This window comes from Mesorhizobium sp. M1348, assembly GCF_040317925.1.
Classification (GTDB): Bacteria; Pseudomonadota; Alphaproteobacteria; order Rhizobiales; family Rhizobiaceae; genus Mesorhizobium.
The window spans coordinates 67,207-87,404 of record NZ_JAMYLH010000001.1 but is presented as its reverse complement, the minus strand read 5'-3'; the positions used below and the strand labels follow the sequence as shown (position 1 = coordinate 87,404).

At 63.3% G+C, this 20,198-nt stretch carries 18 protein-coding genes and 1 pseudogene; 4 read left to right on the top strand and 15 right to left on the bottom strand.

The window, feature by feature from the left end; translation table 11 throughout:
* Positions 1-385 precede the first annotated feature (385 nt).
* Both NKH13_RS00395 and NKH13_RS00390 read left to right on the top strand, forming a co-directional pair.
* A pseudogene (locus tag NKH13_RS00395) lies at positions 386-1,304 on the top strand (alpha/beta fold hydrolase).
* A gap of 174 nt (positions 1,305-1,478) precedes the next feature.
* The gene (locus NKH13_RS00390) at positions 1,479-1,733 is read left to right on the top strand and encodes a hypothetical protein (protein WP_352909785.1); all 255 of its coding nucleotides are present in this window, start codon (positions 1,479-1,481) and stop codon (positions 1,731-1,733) included.
* Between the two features lie 21 nt (positions 1,734-1,754).
* Here NKH13_RS00390 and recQ read toward each other — a convergent pair whose 3' ends face one another.
* The 9 genes from recQ to uxaC all read right to left on the bottom strand — a co-directional run bounded on the left by recQ (position 1,755) and on the right by uxaC (position 11,094).
* Positions 1,755-3,590 carry a DNA helicase RecQ gene (gene recQ, locus NKH13_RS00385; protein ID WP_352721861.1) on the bottom strand — a complete coding sequence of 612 codons (1,836 nt, stop codon included), beginning with the start codon at positions 3,588-3,590 and terminating at the stop codon, positions 1,755-1,757.
* Between the two features lie 362 nt (positions 3,591-3,952).
* The gene (locus tag NKH13_RS00380) at positions 3,953-4,291 is read right to left on the bottom strand and encodes a cupin domain-containing protein (RefSeq protein ID WP_352721859.1); all 339 of its coding nucleotides are present in this window, start codon (positions 4,289-4,291) and stop codon (positions 3,953-3,955) included.
* A 24-nt stretch (positions 4,292-4,315) separates the two neighbouring features.
* On the bottom strand, positions 4,316-5,083 hold the full coding sequence (kduD, locus tag NKH13_RS00375; protein ID WP_352909782.1) for a 2-dehydro-3-deoxy-D-gluconate 5-dehydrogenase KduD: 768 nt from the start codon (positions 5,081-5,083) through the stop codon (positions 4,316-4,318).
* Positions 5,080-5,937, bottom strand: a complete 858-nt coding sequence (gene kduI, locus NKH13_RS00370) for a 5-dehydro-4-deoxy-D-glucuronate isomerase (RefSeq protein WP_352909780.1) — start codon at positions 5,935-5,937, stop codon at positions 5,080-5,082. The genes kduD and kduI overlap by 4 nt, the downstream gene beginning before the upstream one ends.
* Before the next feature lie 28 nt (positions 5,938-5,965).
* The gene (locus tag NKH13_RS00365) at positions 5,966-6,742 is read right to left on the bottom strand and encodes a FadR/GntR family transcriptional regulator (protein WP_352909777.1); all 777 of its coding nucleotides are present in this window, start codon (positions 6,740-6,742) and stop codon (positions 5,966-5,968) included.
* A gap of 10 nt (positions 6,743-6,752) precedes the next feature.
* Complete coding sequence (locus NKH13_RS00360) at positions 6,753-8,033, bottom strand: TRAP transporter large permease (RefSeq protein WP_292656436.1); 1,281 nt, start codon at positions 8,031-8,033, stop codon at positions 6,753-6,755.
* A gap of 5 nt (positions 8,034-8,038) precedes the next feature.
* A complete protein-coding gene (locus NKH13_RS00355) occupies positions 8,039-8,566 on the bottom strand; it encodes a TRAP transporter small permease (RefSeq protein WP_023719697.1) in 528 nt (175 codons plus the stop codon).
* Positions 8,567-8,669: 103 nt separating this feature from the next.
* Positions 8,670-9,647 carry a TRAP transporter substrate-binding protein gene (locus NKH13_RS00350; protein WP_352909774.1) on the bottom strand — a complete coding sequence of 326 codons (978 nt, stop codon included), beginning with the start codon at positions 9,645-9,647 and terminating at the stop codon, positions 8,670-8,672.
* A gap of 37 nt (positions 9,648-9,684) precedes the next feature.
* Complete coding sequence (gene uxaC / locus NKH13_RS00345; protein ID WP_352721853.1) at positions 9,685-11,094, bottom strand: glucuronate isomerase; 1,410 nt, start codon at positions 11,092-11,094, stop codon at positions 9,685-9,687.
* A 176-nt stretch (positions 11,095-11,270) separates the two neighbouring features.
* On the opposite strand from uxaC, the gene NKH13_RS00340 reads away from it, so the two are divergent.
* Together NKH13_RS00340 and uxuA are read left to right on the top strand one after the other, a co-directional pair.
* Entirely contained in the window at positions 11,271-12,749 is a 1,479-nt protein-coding gene (locus NKH13_RS00340) for a mannitol dehydrogenase family protein (RefSeq protein WP_352909771.1), read from the top strand.
* Positions 12,746-13,924, top strand: coding sequence for a mannonate dehydratase (gene uxuA, locus NKH13_RS00335; RefSeq protein ID WP_352721849.1), 1,179 nt, complete (start codon positions 12,746-12,748; stop codon positions 13,922-13,924). The genes NKH13_RS00340 and uxuA overlap by 4 nt, the downstream gene beginning before the upstream one ends.
* Positions 13,925-13,926: 2 nt before the next feature.
* Here uxuA and lepB read toward each other — a convergent pair whose 3' ends face one another.
* From lepB to NKH13_RS00305, 6 genes are all read right to left on the bottom strand, one after another.
* A complete protein-coding gene (gene lepB / locus NKH13_RS00330; protein ID WP_352721879.1) occupies positions 13,927-14,670 on the bottom strand; it encodes a signal peptidase I in 744 nt (247 codons plus the stop codon).
* 323 nt (positions 14,671-14,993) lie between these two features.
* Complete coding sequence (locus NKH13_RS00325; protein WP_352648928.1) at positions 14,994-15,401, bottom strand: F0F1 ATP synthase subunit epsilon; 408 nt, start codon at positions 15,399-15,401, stop codon at positions 14,994-14,996.
* 119 nt (positions 15,402-15,520) lie between these two features.
* Positions 15,521-17,086 carry a F0F1 ATP synthase subunit beta gene (atpD, locus tag NKH13_RS00320; RefSeq protein WP_352718290.1) on the bottom strand — a complete coding sequence of 522 codons (1,566 nt, stop codon included), beginning with the start codon at positions 17,084-17,086 and terminating at the stop codon, positions 15,521-15,523.
* 67 nt (positions 17,087-17,153) lie between these two features.
* Positions 17,154-18,038: a F0F1 ATP synthase subunit gamma gene (locus tag NKH13_RS00315; RefSeq protein ID WP_352909767.1), complete on the bottom strand. Its 885-nt coding sequence runs from the start codon at positions 18,036-18,038 to the stop codon at positions 17,154-17,156.
* Positions 18,039-18,066: 28 nt separating this feature from the next.
* Positions 18,067-19,596 (bottom strand): F0F1 ATP synthase subunit alpha, encoded by a 1,530-nt coding sequence (atpA, locus tag NKH13_RS00310; protein WP_352489181.1) that lies wholly within the window; start codon positions 19,594-19,596, stop codon positions 18,067-18,069.
* Positions 19,596-20,156: a F0F1 ATP synthase subunit delta gene (locus NKH13_RS00305; protein WP_352465625.1), complete on the bottom strand. Its 561-nt coding sequence runs from the start codon at positions 20,154-20,156 to the stop codon at positions 19,596-19,598. Before NKH13_RS00305 ends, atpA begins: the two co-directional genes overlap by 1 nt.
* Positions 20,157-20,198: the final 42 nt, after the last annotated feature.

Sequence of the window (20,198 nt, the reverse complement as noted above, 5' to 3'; positions counted from 1 at the left end):
GGGCTGCGGCCCTTGCAAGCACAGTTCGGCCAATCAACGCAGTGGCCGGCGTTCCAACTGCCAGAAGCGGCATTCTCGATGAACTCGAGGCGCCGGATGTCGAGACCTTCGACGACGACGAAACTCAAGCAGAGTTGCAACCAGTCTATCATCGCCGGTGGCACCGGCCGCGTCGCCGCCGCCGGCGCGGTTGGAGAAGGGTCTGTCGCGTTTACTGGCGAAACGGCTATCGGCGCAGGCGGTGCTTCCGCAGGCGCGCCTGGGTCTGGTTTCGATTCTAGCAACTAGCCGGCTTGAACCCTTGCCATCGCGACCGGGGTTTTCGCCTCAGGCGACCGTTAGCGCCCTTAGAGAGCTTGTCTAAGGACGCCCGAGGAGGCTGACGGTGTTTGCAGGTTTCAGAGCCACCAGCTTGCGACTGGACGATACGACCATTTTCGCAAGGGTCGGTGGCACCGGTCCGCCGCTGCTGCTTCTTCACGGTTTTCCAGAAACGCATCTGATGTGGAGGGATGTCGCCGCAGCCTTGGCGCCCCGCTTCACGGTGGTCGCCGCCGACCTTCGAGGCTATGGGCAAAGCGGATGCCCGGTTTCCTCTGCCGATCATAGCCCATACGCCAAACGCGCCATGGCCGGCGACATGGTTCAAGCCATGAAGCAACTGGGGTTTGAGCGGTTCATGGTTGCCGGGCATGGTCGTGGCGGGCGGGTTTGCCTATCGCCTGGCGCTCGACCATCCCGACAAAGTCCTCAAAATCGCGGTCCTCGACATCATCCCCACCGCCGCAACATGGGATCGGGCGGATGCCAGACTGGCTCTCGGCTTCTGGCCGTGGAGCCTTCTTGCCCAGCCGGAGCCCCTGCCGGAACGTCTGATAGGCGCGGCTCCCGATGCCGTCGTCGACGATGCAATAACGCAATGGGGATCGTCGGCGAAAATGGTCTCCAAAGAGGTCAGGAACGCCTATGTTGATGCGCTTCGCGATCCCGCGCATATTCATGCCATCTGCGAAGAGTATCGCGCCGCTGCGACGATCGATCGTGAACATGACGCGCTGGACCAGGCAAACGGTCGTCGCATCGAGTGTCCGCTACTGGCGCTATGGAGTGGCGAAGGCGCCCTGGAGAACTGGTATGCGCAAGAAGGCGGGCCGCTGGCCATCTGGAGGAAATGGACCGACAGAGTGGAAGGACGCGCTGTCCAAGGCGGGCACTTTTTCCCGGAAGAGCACCCCGAAAGGATCGCAGCGGTTCTCTCGGAATTCTTCGAAGACAAACAGGACGGTCAGCACAGAGTATTGTAGAGGTCACATGCTTCAGTTACGCGGAACCTCGGGAGCGCTTCGCGGCCCGAGATCGAGAGCCCTCCGGAAATCCGCCCGTCCGGCATCAACGTGCCTGATAAGGGAATGAAGGCGATCTCCACGGCCGCGCCTCTGATATGCAGCCTGATGTTTGTCGGAAGTTGCGCATCGCCTTTGCCGGCATCCTTTGGTGCTGCGAAATACGACAAGATGAGTTGCGTCGAGCTTAACGTGGCGATGGGCGCGGTCGCTGACGAAATGTCGGCAACGGCCATTGCTCGCGGCAAAGTCGTCCACACCAACATTCCGGGCTGGCTGTTGGGAGGGCAGCGTGTCGCCTCGACCGTGGCTGCCCGCCAGAGTGCGAAGATCGAGCGCTTGCGGCAGCAGGAGGCTGCGATTGCAGCGGCGAGACGAAGCCGGTGCTGATTGCGTCACTGAAGTGGGTCTTCAGCCCGCCACACCGGATTGATGCGCAGCGATCGCGCCGAGGAATATCTCGCCGAAATCCTTGAGCTTGGCGGCGCCGACGCCGTTGACCGCGGCGAAGGCGTCCAGATCGCGCGGGCAGCGTTCAGCCATATCGATCAGTGTACGATCCGAAAAGATCACGAAGGCCGGCACCTGGCGTTCCCGGGCAAGACGCAGCCGTACAGCCTTGAGCGCGGCCAGCAGCGCCGAATCCAGACCTTCCGTGCCTGCTGCGGTATCCTCAGGACGTATCTTGCCTCGCGATGACTGGCGCGCGTCCAAGCGATACCGGAATGAAGCCTCGCCCCGAGCCAGCGCACGGCCCTTCTCGGCAATGGCGAGGCTGCCATGGCCGGCTGAGTTCAATGTCAGGAACCCTCCCGCGACGAGTTGGCGGAGCAGCGACAGCAAGAAACTCTTTTTATGCACCACACCGGTGCCGAAGCTGGCAAGCCTGTGGTGGTTCCTGTCCAGGACCTTCTCGGTCTCATGGCCGAGCAGGACATCGACGACATGGGCGGCGCCGAAGCGCTCGCCGGTCTGTGCGATCGCCGCCAGGATGATCCGCGCCTCCGCCTCGCCATCCGCATGCGGCGCCTGGTCGAGGCAGTTGTCGCAATTGCCGCAAGGCGAAGCACTTTCGCCGAAATAGCCAAGCAGGATCTGACGGCGGCACTGCGTCGTCTCGCAATAACCGATCAGCGTATCGAGCCGGCCATGCGCGCGCCTTTTGTGCTCAGCCGGCGCATCCTCGTCTTCGATGAAAAGCCGGCGCATGCGTATATCGCCGAGACCGAAGAGCATATGTGCCTCGGCCGCCCGCCCGTCGCGGCCCGCCCGCCCGATTTCCTGATAATAGGCCTCCAAGCTGCCCGGCAGGTCGGTGTGGAAAACATAGGCGACATCCGGCTTGTCGATCCCCATGCCGAAGGCGATGGTCGCCACCATCACCACGCCGGACAAGGTCATGAAAGCATTTTGATTCGCTTCACGCGCGTCCTTGCTCATGCCGGCATGATAGGCGAGCGCGCGTACGCCGTTCCGCTCGAGGAACGCCGCCATCTCTTCGGTCTTTTTGCGCGACAGGCAATAGACGATTCCGCTGCGGCCCGCATGGCGCTGCACGAAACCTAGCAATTGGCGCTTGCTGTCCTGCTTGGGCTCGATGCTTAGCTTGATGTTCGGCCGGTCGAAGCCGAGCACCACGGTATCGACGCGCCCGTCGAACAGTTGCGCGGCAATGTCGGTGCGCGTCGCCTCGTCCGCCGTCGCCGTCAACGCAATGATCGGCACATCGGGGAAGATGCCGCGCAGCCGTGACAATTCTTCGTATTCGCGCCGGAACGCCGGTCCCCATTGCGAGATGCAATGTGCCTCGTCGATGGCGATCAGCCGGACATCGAGCTTGGTCAACGCCTCGAGCATTCGCACCGTCATGAGCCGCTCCGGTGCAAGGTAGAGCAGGCGCGTCTGGCCTGCCGCGACGCGGCGCCATGCAGCGACATTGGCATCGCGGTCGAGTGAGGAATTGATCGTATCGGCCGCCACGCCGGCAAGGCGCAATGCGGCGACCTGATCCTGCATCAGCGCCACCAGCGGCGAAACGACAATGGTGAGCCCGCCCAGGACCAGCGCCGGGACCTGGTAGCAGAGCGATTTGCCGGCGCCGGTCGGCATGACAGCCAGCACATGGCGCTCGGCCAGCAGCGCCTCCATCACGGCCGCCTGGCCGAGACGAAAGTCATCGAAGCCGAACACATCCTTCAGAATGCGCCGCTTGGAATCCTCTGCCGGGATGCTCGCTGCAATCTGCATTACAGAACTTTCGGGGATACGACCTGCCGAAATTCCCCGGCGAATCGCCAGGTGATTGCCTGGACAGCAGATTCGAACATTTATCGACCCCTCTGGTCCCGCCCTCGGCACCGCCTGAAGCGACCTTCTCTCTCATTGGCCGATATCGGACCGCCGTTCCAGCCCCTATTCGCCTTGACTGTGAATATCGCGCCGCCTCGGAGCGGTTAATCCTATCTTCACCATCATTCGGCAGGTTCAGGTTCTGCGGTGATGTTTTGAGTACCGCGGCGCCACAAGCGCCCAGGCAACACGCCCGCGTCTCTCCGGAGGCGCGGGTTTTTCGTTATGAGAACCGGCTGCCTGATCTTCGGGCCCGCAGCTCAGTCGAGGAAATCCGCGCGGTACGGCGTAAAGCTGTCGACCAGTCGTCCCGCCTCCAGCGCCTTGACGCCATGGACAAGGTTGGAAGGAACGATGAAGCTGCTGCCGGTCTCCAGGACCTCGGTCCTGCCGTCGATGGTGACCTCGAAGCGACCTTCGGCGACGTAGCTCGCCTGGACGTGCGGGTGTGAGTGCAGCGCGCCGACGCCGCCCTTGTCGAAACCGAACTCGACCATCATAAGTTCATCCGTGTGCAGGAGCACGCGTCTGCGGTTGCCATCCGGCGTCGGCGTCCACGCACCCTCGCCGGCATGCGAGAAGATTTTGGTTCCGGTCATCGCCAAACTCTTATCATTTGCTGCTTATCGCGCCAGCCAGCCGCCATCCACCGGCACCACCGCGCCATGCATGTAGTTCGACGCCGGCGCCAGCAGGAATACGGCTGCGTCGCCGATGTCTTCCGGCGCACCCCAGCGTCCGGCCGGAATACGCGCCAGGATCGAAGCGCTGCGGTCGGGATCGGCGCGCAGCGCCTCGGTGTTGTTGGTCTCGATATAACCGGGCGCAATACCGTTGACGTTGATGCCCTTTGCCGCCCACTCGCAGGCAAGCAGCCGGGTGATGCCGAGCACGCCATGTTTGGAGGCGGTGTAGGAGGCAACGCGGATGCCGCCCTGGAAACTCAGTACCGAGGCGATGTTGACGATCTTGCCGCGCCGTTCCGGATCGGCAAGCACGCGCCTGGCAAAACTCTGGCTGAGGAAGAATACCGTCTTGAGATTGACGTCGATGACGTCGTCCCAGTCGGCTTCGGTGAGGTCGACCGCATCGGCACGCCGGATGATGCCGGCATTGTTGACCAGGCCGTCGAGCGGCCCCGTATCGTCCCAGACGCGGTCAAGCATCGCTTGGGCGGCTGCATCATCGCCAAGATCGCAGCGGACCGCCTCGAAGCGGCCGCCGGCCGCCGCAATCTTCTCCGCCGTCTCGTCCATCGCCGAGCGGCCGACGCCGACGACCGCGCCGCCGGCGCGCGCGATCGACACGGCGATGCCCTGGCCGATGCCGGTATTGGCGCCGGTGACGAGGATACGCTTGCCAGCAAGGCTGAAGGCCGAGAGGTCGCTCACTTGAGCTCCTCCATCGTTACTAGGTCGACGTCGGTATAATCGACATTGTCGCCGGCCATCGCCCAGATGAAGGCGTAGTTCGAGGTGCCGGCGCCCGAATGGATCGACCATCCCGGCGACAGCACCGCCTCCTCGTTGCGCATGACGAGATGGCGCGTTTCGTCCGGTTCGCCCATGAAGTGAAACACCCGCGCCGCCTCCGGCAGGTCAAAATAGAGATAGGCCTCCATGCGCCGGTCATGCACATGGCATGGCATGGTGTTCCAGACCGAACCGGAGGCAAGCTGGGTCATGCCGACGACAAGCTGACAAGTCTTTACGCCGTCGGCATGGATGAACTGGAAGATCGAGCGCTCGTTGGAGGTTGCGTGGCTGCCGAGATCGAGCCGCTTGGCATCGCCGATGCGGATCAGCCGGTTGGGATGGCTCTGATGCGCCGGCGCGCTGAGCAGGTAGAATTTAGCCGGCTCATCCGGATCGGTCGCAGCGAACGATACCTCATCCGTGCCCATGCCGAAATAGAGCATGTCGCGCGCCTGCAGCTCGTAGGATTGACCGCCGGCTGTCACGATGCCCGCGCCGCCGATGTTGACGATGATCATCTCACGGCGGTCGAGAAAATTCTTGGTCCCGGTCGGCTTGATCGCCTGCAGCGGCAGCGGTGTGCCGGCGGGCATGGCGCCGCCGACGATCATGCGGTCGTAATGGGTGTAGGTCAGGCTGATGCGGCCGGGCTGGAACAAGTCCTCGATCAGGAAATTGTGACGCAGTTCGTCCGTTCCCATAGCTGCGGCAGAAACAGGATCGACGGCGAACCGGGAGGTGAAATCCGTATGATTGTCAGTGTGATTCATTGCTGTCCCATGGGGCTGCCTCAATTGCTTATTCAGTTGCCGCGGCCTTGACCGAGTCGGCATAAAAAACCTGGCGCGCGTGCAGGCGCTCGCGATAGCGCTGCTGGCTGGCACCGAGATGCGCGCGCATCGCCTCCCGGGCCGCCTCGGCATCGCCTGCCGAGATGGCATTGAGGATCACCAGATGCTCACGCTGCAGGCCGCGCTGATAGGCGTCCGATTGGGCGATCTCGGTCGACCAGGGCGAGGTCACATCGCAAGGGATGGCGCGGCGGCCGAGCACGTCGAGCATCTCGACATAGAATGGATTGTTGGTGGCGCTGGCGATTGCGCGGTGGAAGGCAAGGTCGGCCGGTCCTGTCGGCTCGCTGTTGAGGAGCAGCCGTTCGAATTCGAAGAAGGCTTCCTGGATCGCCGCTTCCTGCGCGGCGTTGCGGCGGATGGCAGCGAGCCCGGCGGATTCGATCTCGATCGCCAACCTGACTTCGAGCACGTTGAGGGCGATCGAATCCTTGCTGCCCATCTCTGCTGCCAGCGCACCGAACGCTGTCGAGATATGCTCGGTGACGAAGACGCCCGCGCCTTGGCGCGGTTCGACCAGGCCGTCCGCGGCAAGCTTGGCCAGCGCCTCGCGTATTACGGTGCGGCTAACCCCGAAGGTCTCGGTCAACTGACCCTCGGTCGGCAGCTTTTGCCCCGGCTGGATCTCGCCCGCCTGCAGCTGTTTGCGGATCGCCGCGACGACGACTTCCGAAAGCTTCGGTCTTCGTTCGACACGGAGGTCGACTGCGGTGTCCGAGGCCATGTCGCACCCCCTATTTGAAGACGCTCGGCAGCCATAGCGAAATGGCCGGAATGTAAGTGACGAGCGCAAGCACAACGAGACCTGCCGCATAGAACGGCCAGATCGAGCGCATCGATTCCCAGACGGATATCTTGCCCACTGCACACGCCACGAACTGCACTGCGCCCACCGGCGGCGTGTTCAGCCCGATGCCGAAATTGAGGATCATGATGACACCGAAATGCACCGGGTCGACGCCGTAGGCCTGCGCCACGGGCAGGAAGATCGGCGTGCAAATGATGATCGTCGGCCCCATGTCCATGAACGTGCCGAGGAACAGCATCAAGAGGTTGAGCAGGAGAAGCACGACCAGCGGATCGTCCGAGATCGCGTTCATGGAGGCGATGAGCGCTGCCGGCACTTTCAGGAAGGCCATCAGCCACGAGAACGCCGCCGCCATGCCGATGATGAGCAGCACCATGGCCGTGGTGCGCACGGCGCCATGGGTGGCATGAACGAACCCTTCCCAGGTCATCTGCCGGTAAACGAAGACGGTCACGAGCAACGCATAGATGACGGCGATACAGGAACTCTCGGTGGCGGTGAAGACGCCCGATCGCACGCCGCCGAAGATGATCGCGATCAGCAGCAGGCCGGGCACCGCAACGGCGAAAAGATGCGCGACGGCGGTGAAGCCCGGAAACGCCTCTGTCGGATAGCCGCGGGAGCGCGCCACGATATAGGCGGTGACCATCAGCGACAGGGCCAGTAGCAGGCCCGGGATGATACCGGCCGTGAACAGATCGGCGATGGAGATCTTTCCGCCTGCCGAGATCGAGTAGATGATCATGTTGTGCGACGGCGGCAGCAGCAGTGCGATCAGTGCCGCCATCGACGTGACGTTGACGGCGTAGTCCGCTCCATATCCACGCGCCTTCATCTGCGGGATCATCAGGCCGCCTACCGCCGCCGCCTCCGCAACGGCTGAGCCGGAGATGCCGCCGAACAGTGTAGCGGTCGCGATGTTGACCTGGCCGAGGCCGCCGCGCAAATGGCCGACGAGCGAGCCGGCGAAGGCAACGATCTTGCTGGCGATGCCGCCGCGCACCATCAAGTCGCCGGCATAGATGAAAAACGGAATGGCCAGCAGCGAAAAGACGCTCATGCCGGAATTCAGGCGCTGGAATACGATGAGCGGAGGCAGGCCCATATAGAGGACGGTGGCAAGGCTTGCGACGCCGAGGCAGAAAGCGATCGGCGTGCCGATAAGCATCAGCAGGGTGAAGACGCCGAAGAGAATCCACAGTTCCATGGGCGTCAGACCTTCACGTTGGCAGTGTCGAGTTCGGCTGCTACTTCGGCCGGCGGCAATTCATCGAGGGCATCGTCGATCGGCGCGCCGGAGAGGCGAAGCACGATGCGCTCCAGCGTGAAGAGCACGATGAGCGCGCCTCCGGCGACAAGCGGGACGTAATCCCAGCCCCCCGATATGCCGAGTGACGGCAAGACGGAGCCCCACGTCAATGCGACCAGCTGGCTGCCATACCAGATCATGCCGATGCCGAAGGCGAGCGCGACGAGGTCCGAAATCATCCGCAGCCAGCGCTTGCCGCCTTTCGGCAGCACGTAGAGCAGGACGTCGAAGCCAAGATGGTAGTTCTCGCGCACACCGACGGCCGCGCCGAGGAAAATGAACCAGCTCATCAGCATCACCGAGCCCGGCTCGGTCCAGCTCGGCGAGCGGTTCAGAACATAGCGGCCGAACACCTGCCAGGCGACGAAGGCGGTCATCAGCACCAGCCCGATGCCGGCGATCGACAGTGCCGCCGTGCTGACGCGCGACATCACTTGCGCGACGCCGGACAGGAGCGGTGTTGGTTTTGGGCTGGAAGTCACCGGTTTTCTCCCCAGGAGGATGGCGGCGCGGAATGTCCGCGCCGCCGCTTGATCACTGCACGGCCTTGATGGCTTCGACCATGGCCTTCAGCTTGTCGTCCTTGACGTGCTTGTCGTAGACTGGCCCCATCGCGTCGATGAAGGGCTGCTTGTCCGGCGTCGTGATCTGCGAACCGGCCGCCTCGACCTTGGCGCGCGATTCCTTGACCTTGGCGGTCCACAGCTCGCGCTGCTTGGCGACGCTTTCCTTGGCGGCCGCCTTGAAGATCGCCTGGTCTTCCGGCGTCAGCTTGTCCCAGCTCGACTTCGCCATGACGAAGGCTTCCGGCACCATCGTGTGCTCGTCGAGCGAATAGTACTTGGCGACTTCCGCGTGCTTGGCGGTGTCGTAGCTCGGAAAATTGTTCTCCGCGCCGTCGATGACCCCGGTCTCGATCGCCGAATACACCTCGCCATACGGCATCGGCGTCGCGTTGGCGCCGAGTGCCGCCACCATGTCGACGAAGATGTCGGACTGGATGACGCGGAACTTCATCCCGGCCATATCGGCGACGGTGTTGATCGGCTTCTTCGAATTGTAGAAGGAGCGCGAGCCGCCGTCGTAAAAGGCGAGCAGCACCAGCCCGACCTGGTCGAACGCCGCCGCGATCTGGTCGCCGATCGCCCCGTCCATGACCTTGTGCATATGCTCTTCAGAACGGAAGATGTAGGGCAGCGAGGGCACGGTGGTCTCCGGGATGAGCCCGTTGAACGGCGCCATCGAGACGCGGTTGAGATCGATCACGCCGGTGCGCACCTGCTCGATCGTGTCCTTTTCCTCGCCGAGTTGCGCGGAAGGATAGATCTCGACCACATAGCGGCCGGCCGTGCGCTCTTTCACGAGCTCGCCGAAATATTTGACCGCCTCGACCGTCGGATAGCCGTCCGGGTGTGTGTCGGACGAGCGCAGAACCGTCTGGGCGCTTGCCGTTCCGGCCAGCAGTGCGGCGGCAAGTAGCGTAGCTCCCGCCAGTCTTGAAAAATGCAGCATTGGTTTCCTCCCGTTTGAACGATGGCGGCAAGCGCCGTTAGAGCCGGTACGCCTTTTTCGCGAGCGTATAGGCAAGTTCCTGCGCCAGCTCGTGCGCCTCGTCTTCGCCGAGTCGATGCTCGGCGACGAGACGCGCCAGATATGCGCAATCGACCCGGCGCGCCACATCATGGCGGGCCGGTATGGATGGAAAGGCGCGGGTGTCGTCGTTGAAACCGACGGTGTTGTAGAAACCGGCCGTTTCGGTGGTCATCTCACGGAACCGGCGCATCCCTTCGGGGCTGTCGTGGAACCACCAGGCCGGCCCGAGCTTCAATGCCGGGTAGACGCCGGCGAGCGGCGCTAGCTCGCGCGCATAGCTGGTCTCGTCGAGGGTGAAGAGGATGATGGTGAGGTCGCGCTCCAGCCCGACACAGTCGAGCAGTGGCTTCAGCGCCGTCACATAATCGGTCCGCGTCGGAATATCGAAGCCTTTGTCCCTGCCGAACTTTTGAAAGATAGCCGGCGAATGATTGCGCCAGGAGCCGGGATGGATCTGCAGGACCAGCCCGTCGTCGCGGCTCATCTTGGCCATCTCGGTCAGCATCTGGGCGCGAAACAGTTTTCGCTCCCGCTCGTCGTCCGAGCCACGGCGGATGCGGTTGAACAACTCCTCGGCGGCGGCATCCGAGAGATTGGCGGTTTCGGCCGTCGGATGGCCGTGATCGGAGGAAGTCGCACCAAAGCTCTTGAAGAAGGCGCGCCGCTGACGGTGCGCCTCGAGATAGCCGGTCCAATTGCCGGTATCGCACCCGGTTATCTCGCCAAGCCGGTCGAGATTGGCCGAGAACCCTTCGAAATCGGGATCGACGACCGCGTCCGGCCGATAGGCGGTGACGACGCGGCCCTCCCAGCCGCTGTCGCGGATCATCTGGTGCCATCTGAGATCGTCGAGCGCACCTTCGGTCGTCGCGATGACCTCAATGTTGAAGCGCTCGAACAGCGCTCGGGGGCGAAAATTCTCCCACTGCAGCAAGGTCGAGATCGTGTCGTAATGACGGTCGGCGGTTGCGGCCGTCAGCGGCTCTTCGATGCCGAACAGATGGGCAAGAATATGGTCGAACCACAGCCTGGTCGGCGTGCCGCGGAACAGGTAATAATGCTCGGCGAAGCGCCGCCAGATCGTCCTGCCGTCGGTCTCCACCGGCGAGCTATCAAGCGTCGGTACGCCAAGCTCCTCAAGGCGAACGCCCTGGCTGAACAGCATGCGGAAAATGTAGTGGTCCGGCACGATCAGCAATTGCGCCGGATCCGGAAACGCCTCGTTGAGCGCATACCAGCGCGGGTCGGTGTGGCCGTGCGGGCTGACGATCGGCAGGTCCTTGACCGCGGCATAGAGATCGCGGGCCAGCGAAAGCGGGCGCGCCTCGGCGGGAAACAGCAAATCCGGATCCGTCAATGCGGCCACGTAAATCCTCCCAATCCGGACATCGGTAGGGTTGGAAAGAAATAATGTCAACATACAAAAACTGGGTTGTTGTATGATGACTTTTCGTCGGTCATTGCCCATTGTGCATGACGGCATCGGGTGTTACGCCGCCTGCCAGCAGCGACCCAACAATCTCGTCAGACACGCGTGGCGCAATGACCAATAGACGCCTTTCCAACAGCACGCTGAAGGCACTGCCGGCTTCGGTCGCGGTTCCGCGTTATGCCCGCAGCGGCATCGCACCGGGCATCGTCCATCTCGGCGTCGGCGCGTTCCATCGCGCCCACCAGGCGGCCTATGTCGATGACTGCCTGGCGGCGGGAGAGGCGGACTGGGGCATTGTCGGCGTGTCCTTGCGCAGTCCAGACACGCGCGACGCACTAGCGCCGCAGGATGGCCTCTACACGCTGGCGATCAGGAGCAGCATGGGCGAAGAGCTGCGCGTCGTCGGTTCGATCCTGACGCTGCTGGTGGCGCCGGAAGATCCGGCTGCCGTGCTCGCCGCCCTGACCGATCAGCGCACCCGCATCGTCACGCTCACGATCACCGAAAAGGCTTATCTGAGAGCAGCCGGCGGCGGTCTGGACAGCACCCATCCGGACATCGCCCATGATTTGGCTAACCCACAAATGCCACGGACGGCGCATGGTTTCCTGACCGAAGCGCTGTCGCGCCGCCGTGCCGCCGGCATCCAGCCTTTCACCGTGCTCTGCTGCGACAACCTTCCGGCCAATGGCGCCACCCTGCACCGCCTGCTGGTCGAATTCGCAGCACTGCGCGATCCGAGCCTCGCGGGGCACATCGCCGACGGCGTCGCCTTTCCGTCGAGCATGGTCGACCGAATCGTACCGGCGACCACCGATGCCGACCGGGCGCGTATCGCCGTCGAGCTCGGCGTCGAGGATGCCTGGCCGGTGATGACCGAGCCGTTCTGCCAATGGGTGGTCGAAGACGATTTCCCGGCTGGCAGGCCGGCCTGGGAAAAGTTCGGCGTCACCATGGTCGGCGACGTCGGGCCCTTCGAGGACATGAAGCTGCGGCTGCTCAACGGCTCGCATTCCGCAATCGCCTATCTAGGCCTGCTCAGCGGCTACGACACGGTCGACCGCGCCTTCGCCGATCCGGCGATCCGGCAATTCGTCGACGGGCTATGGGCCGAGGCCATCCCGACGCTGCCGCAGGACGCCGGGCTCGATACGGCCGGCTACACGGCCCAGCTCGCCGAACGCTACTCGAACACCGCGCTCGCCCATCGCACGGCGCAGATCGCCAATGACGGCAGCCAGAAGCTACCGCAGCGCATCGTCGCCTCGGCCCTCGAGCGGCTGGGTGCCGGTGACCCGCCCGCCCATCTCATGGCGGTAGTGGCCGCCTGGATCGCCGCTTGCGAAGCGCGCGGCAAAACCTTGCCGGAAGCCCATTTCACCGACCCGATCGACACTCGGCTTACGGAGCTCGGCAGCCGGCCGGCTGTCGAAACGGTGACGGCGATGTTCGATCTCGCCGGCTTCGCCAAGGACCATTCACATCGCATGACACTGATCGATCTGACGGCAGCCCATCTCGAGCGCCTGCGGCGGGGCGGGCCTGCCGCCGCCTTCGCGGCGCTTGGCATAGGGAGTGAGAAGCCATGAGACAGACCTGGCGCTGGTTCGGGCCCGACGATCCGGTGACGCTCGCCCATGTCCATCAGGCCGGCGCCGTTGGCATCGTCAGCGCGCTGCATCACCTCAATGACGGCCGCGCCTGGCCGGCGGACGAGATCGCCAGGCGCAAAGCCGAGATCGAGGCAGCAGGCCTGACCTGGGACGTGGTCGAGAGCATCGTCGTCCATGAGGACATCAAGACCCGCAGCGGCGACTGGCGGACCCTGATCGACAATTACAAGGCCTCGATCCGCGCCGTCGCCGCCGCCGGCATCAACACCGTCTGCTATAATTTCATGGCGATCACCGACTGGACGCGAACCGACCTCGATTATCCGATGCCGCATGGCGGCACGGCGCTGCGCTTCGATGTCGTCGAGCTCTGCGCCTATGACGTCTTCATCCTCGAGCGAGAAGGGGCGGAGGCCGATCACCCGCCGGCCCGCGTCGAGGCCGCGCGGGCGCGGCTGCAAGGGATGAGCGAAAGTGACAAGGCAAGGCTGGAGCGCAACCTGATCGGCTGGGTGCCGGCGCGCGAATTCATCTTCGACCGGGCAAGCTTCCGCCGCGCCCTCGACCTCTACAAGGACGTCTCCACCGAAGGCCTGCGCGAAAACCTGTTTGCCTTCCTGCGCGAGATCGTGCCGGTGGCCGAAGAGGCCGGCGTCAGGATAGCGATCCACCCCGACGATCCGCCCTTTTCGTTGTTCGGCCTGCCGCGCATCGTTTCCAGCGCCAATGATGCCCGCGCGCTGCTCGACGCTATCGCTTCGCCGGCTAACGGGTTGACGCTGTGCACCGGCTCCTATGGCGCGGGCGCGCAGAACGATCTGCCGGCAATGGCGAAGGCTTTCGCCGAGAACATCCATTTCGCCCATCTGCGCAATGTCACCAAGGAGCCGGACGGCTCCTTCCACGAAGCCGAGCACCTCGACGGCGACACCGACATGGTGGCGGTCGTGTCGGCGCTGATTGGCGAAGAGCGGCGGCGCAAGGCGGCAGGCAGGGCGGACTGGCAGATTCCGATGCGTCCGGACCATGGCCATGCCATTGTCGACGACATCGGCAAGAAGGTGAACCCCGGCTATTCCTGCATCGGCCGCCTGAAGGGCCTCGCCGAACTGCGCGGCGTCATGCGCGCAGTAGAAATGCTGACGAGCTGAGGCTATCTGCTCGCCTGGCCGTTCAGCGTCTGTCGAGATGAATAATCGGTGCCCTTGGAATTCCAGAACAACCGCACAGCCTTGCCGACCAGATTTTCATAGGGAACAAACCCGACACTGAACCGGCTGTCGGAGGCATTGTCGCGATTGTCACCAAGCACGAAGTAGTGGCCTTCGGGCACCTCAAACACGCGCGTATTGTCACCAATCGAGTTGTCGGTAAGGTCGAGGACGGAATGGGTGACGCCCCCCGGCAGAGTTTCGCGTTGAAGTTTGGCTTTCGAGAACTCTTCGGACGAAAAAGTGCCGATATCGTCGAGTCCCACCGCGACATCGTTGATGTGAAGCACCCCGTCGATGATCTGGATCCTTTCGCCCGGAAAGCCGACGATCCGCTGGATGTAGTCCACGCTCGGATCGGGCGGGAACTTGAAGACAACCACATCTCCCCTTTTGGGTTCCGCGCCGAACAGCCGCCCGTCAAATGAAAGAACGTTGAAGGGCACGCTGTAGCGACTGTAACCGTATGCGGATTTGGAAACGAAGAGATAGTCGCCCTCCTGCAACGTCGGCACCATGCTGCCGGAGGGAATCGAAAACGGCTGGAATAGGAACGCGCGCGTGGCAAATGCGGCCGGATACGTGGTCAGAAAGACGAGCACCAGCACCCAAAGCCCGTGCGCATACCATCTGTCCGGCTTAAATCGGCGCGCGAACGGCACGACAAGCGCTGCCCACAGGATCATCAAGCCGATACTTGAAAGATCGGCCAGCCAGGCAAGATCGACGCCGGGTAACACCGGAAATCCGATATAGACAAGCGCGAAAACGACGGCGCCGATCACTAGCAGGCTGGCAACCGCCAGTTTGCCGCTGCCGATCCAGAGGAACCCGCCAAACGGGCCGCCAAAGGCCGACACCAGGGCCGTCGACCATCTGGATCGCGAGATAGTTTCTTGTTGCACTGCTTGTTCTGTCATCGGCCACCCCCACGCCAAGGCAGCCAGACTGTCCACCAAACAAAAAAGCGGGGCAAGCCCGCTTTTTCAGTCAGTCATTTGAGCGAACCTCAAGCCGGCAGGATGGCGCCTTCTAGCGTGGTGAGTTGGCTAAGGAACTGCTCGGCCTTGCTGCGGGTCTGGTCGTCCTTGGCGTCGGCGGCGTCTTCCCTCGCCTCCTGGATGCGGCGGGCAAGGTCGGCGCGATCGATGTCGCCGACGGCCACAGCCGATTCCGCCAGCAGCGTGCAACCGGCCGGAACGATGTCGGCAAAGCCGCCGAACACCACATAGCGCTCTTCCTTGCCTTGCGCGGTCTTCAGCGTAACGACGCCCGGCTTGATTGTGGTCATGACCGGCGCGTGATGCGCCATGACAGTCATTTCGCCCTCGGCGCCCGGAATGACGACGGATTCGACCTGCTCGGAAACCAAGAGGCGCTCCGGCGAGACCAGTTCGAATTTGAAAGCTTCAGGCATGATCAGTTTAGCGACTGGTGAATGGTGAATGGTGAATGGTCAGAAAGAATGACCTTCACTCAGCCCCGATTTCCTATCCGCTACTCCCCATTCACAAATTCACTATTGACCATTCACCATCAGGCCGCTTCGGCGGCCAGGCGCTGCGCCTTCTCGACCGCTTCCTCGATGCCGCCGACCATGTAGAAGGCGGCTTCCGGCAGATGGTCGTAGTCGCCGTTGCAAAGGCCCTTGAAGCCCTTGATGGTGTCGGCGAGGTCGACCAGCTTGCCCGGTGCGCCGGTGAACACTTCGGCGACGAAGAAGGGCTGCGACAGGAAGCGCTCGATCTTGCGGGCGCGGGCAACCGTCTGCTTGTCCTCTTCCGACAGCTCGTCCATGCCCAGGATGGCGATGATATCCTGCAGCGACTTGTAGCGCTGAAGGATCGACTGCACCTGGCGGGCGACCTGATAGTGCTCTTCGCCGACGACCATCGGGTCGAGCATGCGCGAAGTCGAATCGAGCGGATCGACCGCCGGATAGATGCCCTTCTCCGAAATCGCGCGGTTGAGCACGGTCGTCGCGTCGAGGTGGGCGAACGAGGTCGCCGGTGCCGGGTCGGTCAGGTCGTCGGCTGGCACATAGATCGCCTGCACCGAGGTGATCGAGCCCTTGGTCGTCGTGGTGATACGCTCCTGCAGGGCGCCCATGTCGGTGGCCAGCGTCGGCTGGTAGCCCACGGCCGAAGGAATGCGGCCGAGCAGCGCCGACACTTCCGAGCCCGCCTGCGTGAAGCGGAAGATGTTATCGACGAAGAACAGCACGTCCTGGCCCTGATCGCGGAAGTATTCGGCAACCGTCAGGCCGGTCAGGCCGACGCGGGCGCGGGCGCCCGGCGGCTCGTTCATCTGGCCATAGACGAGCGCCGCCTTGGAGCCTTCGCCGCCGCCCTTCTTGTTGACGCCGGACTCGATGAACTCGTGATAGAGGTCGTTGCCTTCGCGGGTGCGCTCGCCGACGCCGGCGAACACCGAGAAGCCGCCATGCGCCTTGGCGACGTTGTTGATCAGTTCCTGGATCAGCACCGTCTTGCCGACGCCGGCGCCGCCGAACAGGCCGATCTTGCCGCCACGGGCATAGGGGGCCAGCAGGTCGAGCACCTTGATGCCGGTGACCAGGATCTGCGCTTCCGTCGACTGCTCGACATAGGTCGGCGCCGGCTGGTGGATCGAGCGCATTTCGATGCCGTTGACCGGGCCTGCCTCGTCGACCGGCTCGCCGATGACGTTGATGATGCGGCCGAGCATGCCCGGACCGACCGGCACGGTAATCGGTGCACCGGTATCATAGACATCCTGGCCGCGGACCAGACCTTCGGTCGAGTCCATGGCGATGCAGCGCACGGTGTTCTCACCCAGATGCTGGGCAACCTCGAGCACCAGGCGATTGCCGACATTGATCGTCTCAAGCGCGTTCAGGATCGCCGGCAGATGTTCGCCGAACTGGACGTCGACAACGGCGCCGATGACCTGGCGAACCTTGCCTGCCAGGCCGGTTTTCTTGATGGTAACGGCCGGCGTATTCACAGCGGCGGCCTTGGTTGCTGCCGCCTTCTTGGCCGGAGCGGCCTTTGCTGCCGCCGGAGCCTTCGCTGGTGCCGCGGCCTTAGGGGCTGCCGTCTTGGGGGTCGCTGCTTTCGCCATCGTCTTTACCCTTTTCGTCTCTTTGTTTCTCACACGCTTGAGGTCGATGACCTCCTTGTGAGCGTGCCTAGAGCGCCTCGGCGCCCGAAATGATTTCGATCAATTCCTTGGTGATCTGCGCCTGCCGCTGGCGGTTGTAGGTGATCGACAATTTGTTGATCATGTCGCCGGCGTTGCGCGTCGCATTGTCCATGGCGCTCATCTTGGCACCCATCTCGCCGGCAGCATTCTCGAGCAGCGCGCGAAAAACCTGCACGGAAATGTTGCGCGGGATGAGATCGGAGAGGATTTCGCCCGGCTCCGGCTCGTATTCGTAGACGGCGCTGCCGCCGTCCTTCACTTCTGCGGCAGCCGAAGGCGCGCCCGCCGGGACAATTTGCTGCGCCGTCGGGATCTGGCTGATCACCGACTTGAACTGCGAATAGAACAGCGTGCAGATGTCGAAGCCGCCTTCGTTGAACAGGTGGATCAACTTCTTGGCGATGGCGTCGGCATTGACGAAGCCCAGCGTCTTGACCTCGCGCAGGTCGACACGCTCGATGATCAGCGCCCCGTAGTCGCGGCGCAATATGTCGAATCCCTTCTTGCCGACGCAGATGATCTTGACCTGCTTGCCGTCGGCCAGAAGCTTGCGGATGTGGTCGCGGGCAAAACGGGCGATCTGCGAATTGAAGCCGCCGCACAAGCCGCGTTCGGCCGTGCAGACGACAAGCAGATGCACGTCGTCTTTGCCGGTGCCGGTCATCAGCGCCGGGGCGTCGCCGCCGCCACCGATCGCCTGGGTGATGTTGGCCAGCACCGCGCCCATGCGCTCCGAATAGGGACGCGCCGCTTCCGCCGCTTCCTGCGCGCGACGCAGCTTCGCCGCGGCGACCATCTGCATCGCCTTGGTGATCTTCTGCGTCGCCTTGACCGAGGCGATACGGTTACGAAGGTCTTTTAACGAAGGCATGCTTCAAACCTGATCCCGTCCGTCCTGCTCAAGCAAAGGTCTTGGCGAAGGCGTCAATCTCTGCCTTTAGCCTGGCGCGCAGATCGTCGGACAGCGCCTTCTCCTTGCGGATGCCGTCGAGCACGTCCTTGCCGGCCGAGCGCATATGCGACAACAGACCATGCTCGAACTTGCCGACCTGGTTGATCGCCAGCTTGTCGAGATAGCCGTTGACGCCGGCGAAGATCACCGCGACCTGCTCCTCGACCTTGAGCGGCGAGAATTGCGGCTGCTTCAACAGCTCGGTCAGGCGCGAGCCGCGGTTGAGCAGGCGTTGCGTGGCGGCATCGAGATCGGAGCCGAACTGCGCGAAAGCAGCCATTTCGCGGTACTGCGCGAGCTCGCCCTTGATCGACCCGGCAACCTGCTTCATCGCCTTGATCTGCGCCGAGGAGCCGACGCGCGACACCGACAGGCCGACATTGACCGCCGGACGGACGCCCTGGAAGAACAGATTGGTTTCCAGGAAGATCTGGCCGTCGGTGATCGAGATGACGTTGGTCGGGATGTAGGCCGAAACGTCGTTGGCCTGCGTCTCAATGATCGGCAGGGCCGTCAGAGACCCGCCGCCGTTTTCGTCATTGAGCTTGGCGGCGCGCTCGAGCAGGCGCGAGTGCAGGTAGAAAACGTCGCCGGGATAGGCTTCGCGGCCCGGCGGGCGGCGCAGCAGCAGCGACATCTGGCGGTAAGCGACGGCCTGCTTCGATAGATCGTCGTAGCTGATCAGCGCGTGCATGCCGTTGTCGCGGAAATATTCGCCCATGGTGCAGGCGGTGAACGGCGCCAGGAACTGCATTGGCGCCGGATCGGAGGCGGTCGCGGCGATGATGATCGAATAGTCGAGCGCGCCGCGCTCTTCCAGGACCTTGACGAACTGCGCCACCGTCGAGCGCTTCTGGCCGACGGCGACATAGACGCAGTACAGCTTTTCCTTCTCAGGGCCGTTGTCGTGCACCGATTTCTGGTTGAGCATGGTGTCGAGGATGATCGCGGTCTTGCCGGTCTGGCGGTCGCCGATGACCAGCTCGCGCTGACCGCGGCCGACCGGGATCAGCGCGTCGATGGCCTTGAGGCCGGTCGACATCGGCTCGTTCACCGATTTGCGCGGAATGATGCCGGGCGCCTTGACGTCGACGCGCTTGCGTTCGGTGGCCTGGATCGGGCCCTTGCCGTCGATCGGGTTGCCGAGCGCGTCGACGACGCGGCCGAGCAAGCCCATGCCGACGGGCGCATCGACGATGGCGCCGGTGCGCTTGACGGTGTCGCCTTCCTTGATGTCGCGGTCGGCGCCGAAGATGACGACGCCGACATTGTCGGCTTCGAGGTTGAGCGCCATGCCGCGGATGCCGCCGGGGAACTCGACCATCTCGCCGGCCTGGACATTGTCGAGGCCGTAGACGCGGGCGATACCGTCACCGACGGACAGCACCTGGCCGACTTCGGAGACCTCGGCCTCCTTGCCGAAATTCTTGATCTGGTCTTTCAGAATTGCGGAAATTTCCGCGGCGCGGATGTCCATCAGCCGACCTCTTTCAGTGCAAGCTTGAGCGAATTGAGTTTGGTTTTGAGCGACGTATCGATCTGGCGCGAGCCGATCTTGACCACCAGTCCGCCGAGCAGCGACGGATCGACGGTGACCGTGATCGCAACGTCCTTGCCGGCGACGCTTTTCAGCGCTGCTTTCAGCTCGGTTTCCTGGGCAGGCGTCAGCGCATGCGCCGAGGTGACCTCGGCGGCAGTCTCGCCACGGTGTTCGGCGGCGATCTGGCGGAACGCCTTGATCATGCCGGGCACGGCAAACAGCCGGCGATTCTGGGCAACGACGCGCAGGAAATTGCCGGTGAGGCCGGTTATCCCCGCTTTGTCGGCGATCGCGGCGATCGCCTTGGCCTGGTCCTCGCTGGAGAAGACAGGGCTCCTGATCAGCCGCGAAAGGTCAGCGCTGCCTTCGAGCATCGTTTCGAACCTGTTGAGGTCGGCCTCGACGCTGGCGACCGAATTGGTCTGCAGCGCGAGTTCGAACAGCGAACCCGCATAGCGTTCTGCGACACCTGAGATTGGCGATGACGATTGGGCCACGGACCGTCTTTTCTCTTTGTCTGACAGGCCGCAGATTGTTGG

Bases quoted from the DNA above. Each gene is read 5' to 3' on its own strand.
- recQ (WP_352721861.1), bottom strand. From the start codon at position 3,590: ATGCAGATTGCAGCGAGCATCCCGGCAGAGGATTCCAAGCGGCGCATT.
- NKH13_RS00380 (WP_352721859.1), bottom strand. From the start codon at position 4,291: ATGACCGGAACCAAAATCTTCTCGCATGCCGGCGAGGGTGCGTGGACG.
- kduI (WP_352909780.1), bottom strand. From the start codon at position 5,937: ATGAATCACACTGACAATCATACGGATTTCACCTCCCGGTTCGCCGTC.
- NKH13_RS00365 (WP_352909777.1), bottom strand. From the start codon at position 6,742: ATGGCCTCGGACACCGCAGTCGACCTCCGTGTCGAACGAAGACCGAAG.
- NKH13_RS00360 (WP_292656436.1), bottom strand. From the start codon at position 8,033: ATGGAACTGTGGATTCTCTTCGGCGTCTTCACCCTGCTGATGCTTATC.
- NKH13_RS00355 (WP_023719697.1), bottom strand. From the start codon at position 8,566: ATGTCGCGCGTCAGCACGGCGGCACTGTCGATCGCCGGCATCGGGCTG.
- NKH13_RS00350 (WP_352909774.1), bottom strand. From the start codon at position 9,647: ATGCTGCATTTTTCAAGACTGGCGGGAGCTACGCTACTTGCCGCCGCA.
- NKH13_RS00340 (WP_352909771.1), top strand. From the start codon at position 11,271: ATGACCAATAGACGCCTTTCCAACAGCACGCTGAAGGCACTGCCGGCT.
- uxuA (WP_352721849.1), top strand. From the start codon at position 12,746: ATGAGACAGACCTGGCGCTGGTTCGGGCCCGACGATCCGGTGACGCTC.
- lepB (WP_352721879.1), bottom strand. From the start codon at position 14,670: ATGATCCTGTGGGCAGCGCTTGTCGTGCCGTTCGCGCGCCGATTTAAG.
- NKH13_RS00325 (WP_352648928.1), bottom strand. From the start codon at position 15,401: ATGCCTGAAGCTTTCAAATTCGAACTGGTCTCGCCGGAGCGCCTCTTG.
- atpD (WP_352718290.1), bottom strand. From the start codon at position 17,086: ATGGCGAAAGCAGCGACCCCCAAGACGGCAGCCCCTAAGGCCGCGGCA.
- NKH13_RS00315 (WP_352909767.1), bottom strand. From the start codon at position 18,038: ATGCCTTCGTTAAAAGACCTTCGTAACCGTATCGCCTCGGTCAAGGCG.
- atpA (WP_352489181.1), bottom strand. From the start codon at position 19,596: ATGGACATCCGCGCCGCGGAAATTTCCGCAATTCTGAAAGACCAGATC.